This is a genomic window from Streptomyces laculatispora (genome assembly GCF_017353455.1).
Classification (GTDB): Bacteria; Actinomycetota; Actinomycetes; order Streptomycetales; family Streptomycetaceae; genus Streptomyces; species Streptomyces laculatispora.
Genome location: NZ_JAFMPZ010000266.1, coordinates 1 through 2,664 on the forward strand (window position 1 = coordinate 1; position 2,664 = coordinate 2,664).

The 2,664-nt window shown below is 74.5% G+C and carries 3 protein-coding genes; all 3 read right to left on the reverse strand.

Annotated elements, in window-relative coordinates:
* Nucleotides 1-208: 208 nt before the first annotated feature.
* On the reverse strand, nucleotides 209-772 hold the full coding sequence (locus tag J1C73_RS14800; protein WP_207316785.1) for a hypothetical protein: 564 nt from the start codon (nucleotides 770-772) through the stop codon (nucleotides 209-211).
* Between the two features lie 109 nt (nucleotides 773-881).
* On the reverse strand, nucleotides 882-1,991 hold the full coding sequence (locus J1C73_RS14805) for a LacI family DNA-binding transcriptional regulator (protein ID WP_207316786.1): 1,110 nt from the start codon (nucleotides 1,989-1,991) through the stop codon (nucleotides 882-884).
* An 8-nt stretch (nucleotides 1,992-1,999) separates the two neighbouring features.
* On the reverse strand, nucleotides 2,000-2,664 hold a 665-nt coding region (locus tag J1C73_RS14810; protein ID WP_207316787.1), incomplete at its 5' end, for a fibronectin type III-like domain-contianing protein.

Consider the following 2,664-nt stretch of genomic DNA (forward strand, 5'->3'; position numbering starts at 1 on the left):
CCCGCTGGCCGACTTCCTCGCCAGGGGCGGCAGCCGCCCGGCCCCCGAGCCCCCGCCCAGCAACCCGGCGCCGGGGTTCCGGACCGCCGCGGACGCCGTACGGAAGAGGGAGCGCCCGCGGACCGCCTCGGACGCGCCGGGGTGAGGCGGCGCGGGACGGGGTGGGGCGTGCCGTTCCGCAGGCGTACGGGCGGGCGCCACACACATCTCACGGCGAGGGCGACGACCGGCTCGCGGGGCGCCACGCGGGCGGCCAGGCCACGTCCCGGGCGACGGCGCCCGGGACGCCGAGGTCGGCCCGCGCGTGCGTGACGTAGCGGTCCCGCGCCTGACGGAACTCCAGGTACGCCTGGTCCCAGTCCTGTTCGGCCTCGGTGGGGATACCGCGGGCCAGGCACTCCAGCCGCCACACGCAGTGGTCCAGCGTCTTGGAGGCGGTGTTCGCCTCGGTGTCGCCGAGCAGCGCGAGCGTCTCGGACAGTGCCGACCGCCGGGACTCCAGCCGGCCGAGCTCCGCGAGCACCTCGGGCGTGGCCTCCGGAGACATCGGCCCCGACGTCAGACCGCGGGCGACGGCGAGCGTCCGGTAGCGGGCCGCCAGCTCCTTGACGGCGTGCGCGTACTCGGCATAGGCCGTCAGCCGGTGTTCGTCCCACCGCACGGCCTGCTGCCTGCGCCACCTCGTCCGCTCGTTCAGGGTGCTCATCACGTACGACATGAGCGCCCCGAGGGCGACACCCGCGAGGGGAAGTATCCGGTCGGTCAGACTCACAGGGGAACCCCGATCAGGTAGCGCGGCGACCACCCGATCCTGTCCGCGGCGGCCGGTGCGGTGCAACCCCAACGGGACTTCGCGGACACGGCCCAGGCTCTGCGCCGGTCTACGCCGAGTCCCGCACCACCAGAGCCGGTTCGAAGATCACGGAGGTCGCGGCCCCGTCCGGCTTCGCCAGCCGTTCGATCAGCAGCCGGGCCATCTCCGCGGCCATCGCCTCGACCGGCTGACGGATCGTGGTCAGCGGCGGACGGCAGGCGGACGCCGCGCTGCTGTCGTCGAACCCGATCACCGCGACGTCCTCGGGCACCCGTTTCCCGTGTTCCCGCAGGACGTGGCAGGCGCCCACCGCCATCAGGTCGTTGGCCGCGAACACCGCGTCCAGGTCGGGATGTTCGACCAGCAGCCGTTCCATCGCGGCCTCGCCGCTCTCCTGGGTGAACTGCCCCTCGGCGATCGGGATGTACGGATGCCCGAGCCGCGTCATCGTGTCGCGGAAACCGGCCAGCCGCTCCTGCCCGGCCGGTACGTCGAGCGGCCCGCTGATGGTCGCGATGCGGCGGCAGCCCCGCGCCAGCAGGTGCTCGGCCGCCAGCCGCGCACCGTCCTGGTGGGCGAGGTCGACATAGCTGATCCGGACCGGGCGCGCGGGCCGTGCGTACAGCACCGCGGGCAGTCCCGCGTCCGTCAGCAGACCGGGCAGCGGGTCCTCCGCGTGCGTCGAGACGACGAGGGCGCCGTCGGCACTGCCCTGGCGGAGGAACGAGACCACGTCCTCCCGGGCCCGTGACGTCTCGGCGAACATCAGCACCGGGTGCATTCCGCGCGGCCGCAGGTAGTTGACCACCCCGGTCACCACCCGGCCGAAGAACGGGTCGGCGAAGACCTGCGCCGTGAAGGCGGAGCCGCTGTCGGGCTCGCCCGCCTCCGCGGGATCGGCTCCGGAGGTCCGTGCACTGTCCGCGGGCCCGGACTCGACCCCGGCGCCCGAGACCACCAGTGCGATGGCGTCGGTGCGCCGGGTCACCAGGGAGCGTGCCGCGCGGTTGGGCGCGTATCCGGTGTGGGCGACCGCCCGGCGCACGGCCTCCTGGATCACCGGATCGACATTGCGTACTCCGTTGATCACCCGGGAGACGGTGGCGCGGGAGACCCCGGCCGCCCTCGCCACGTCCTCCAGGGTGGGTGTACCGGCCGAGCGCAGATCATCCGTCATGAGCGCATTTATAGCACCGACGGAGAGCGCTCTCCATCGCGATCTGCCGCCTCCGGAACGCCGGGACCGGACGAGGGCGGCGCCCCGGCCGCCGTCAGCGCCGCGGTGAGCGGCAGTTCGCCCGCCGAGCGGCCGCCCAGCAGCGTGAACCCGCCGGCCTCCGTCTCCCAGCCGTGCCGCTCGGCCGACCAGTGCGCCAGCGCCCGCCCGGACACCCGCACCACCGCGACCACGCTCTCCCTGGGCCCCGCCTCGACGGCCGCGTATCCGATCAGCCTGCGCACCGGCCGCTCGACCGCCGACCCGCTCCTGGCCAGATAGACCTGGACCACCTCGCGGCCGCGCCGCCGCCCCGAGTTGCGCACCCGTACCCGTACGTCGAAGGGTTCCCCGGCCCGTACGCTCGCCGGGGCCGTCAGCTCCTCGTACTCCCAGTCCGTGTAACCCAGCCCGTGGCCGAACCAGTAGGCCGGCACGGACCCGGAGCGCAGCCAGGCGCGATAGCCGATGTGCGGGCCCTCCTCGTAGTGGAGCCGCCCGTCCGGGGCGGGCAGGGTGTCGAGCACCGGTACGTCCTCCTGGGCGGCGCCCCAGGTGGTCGGCAGCCGGCCGCCCGCCTCGGCCCGACCGAACAGCACGTCCGCCAGCCCGTCCCCGGCCTCCTGCCCGGGGA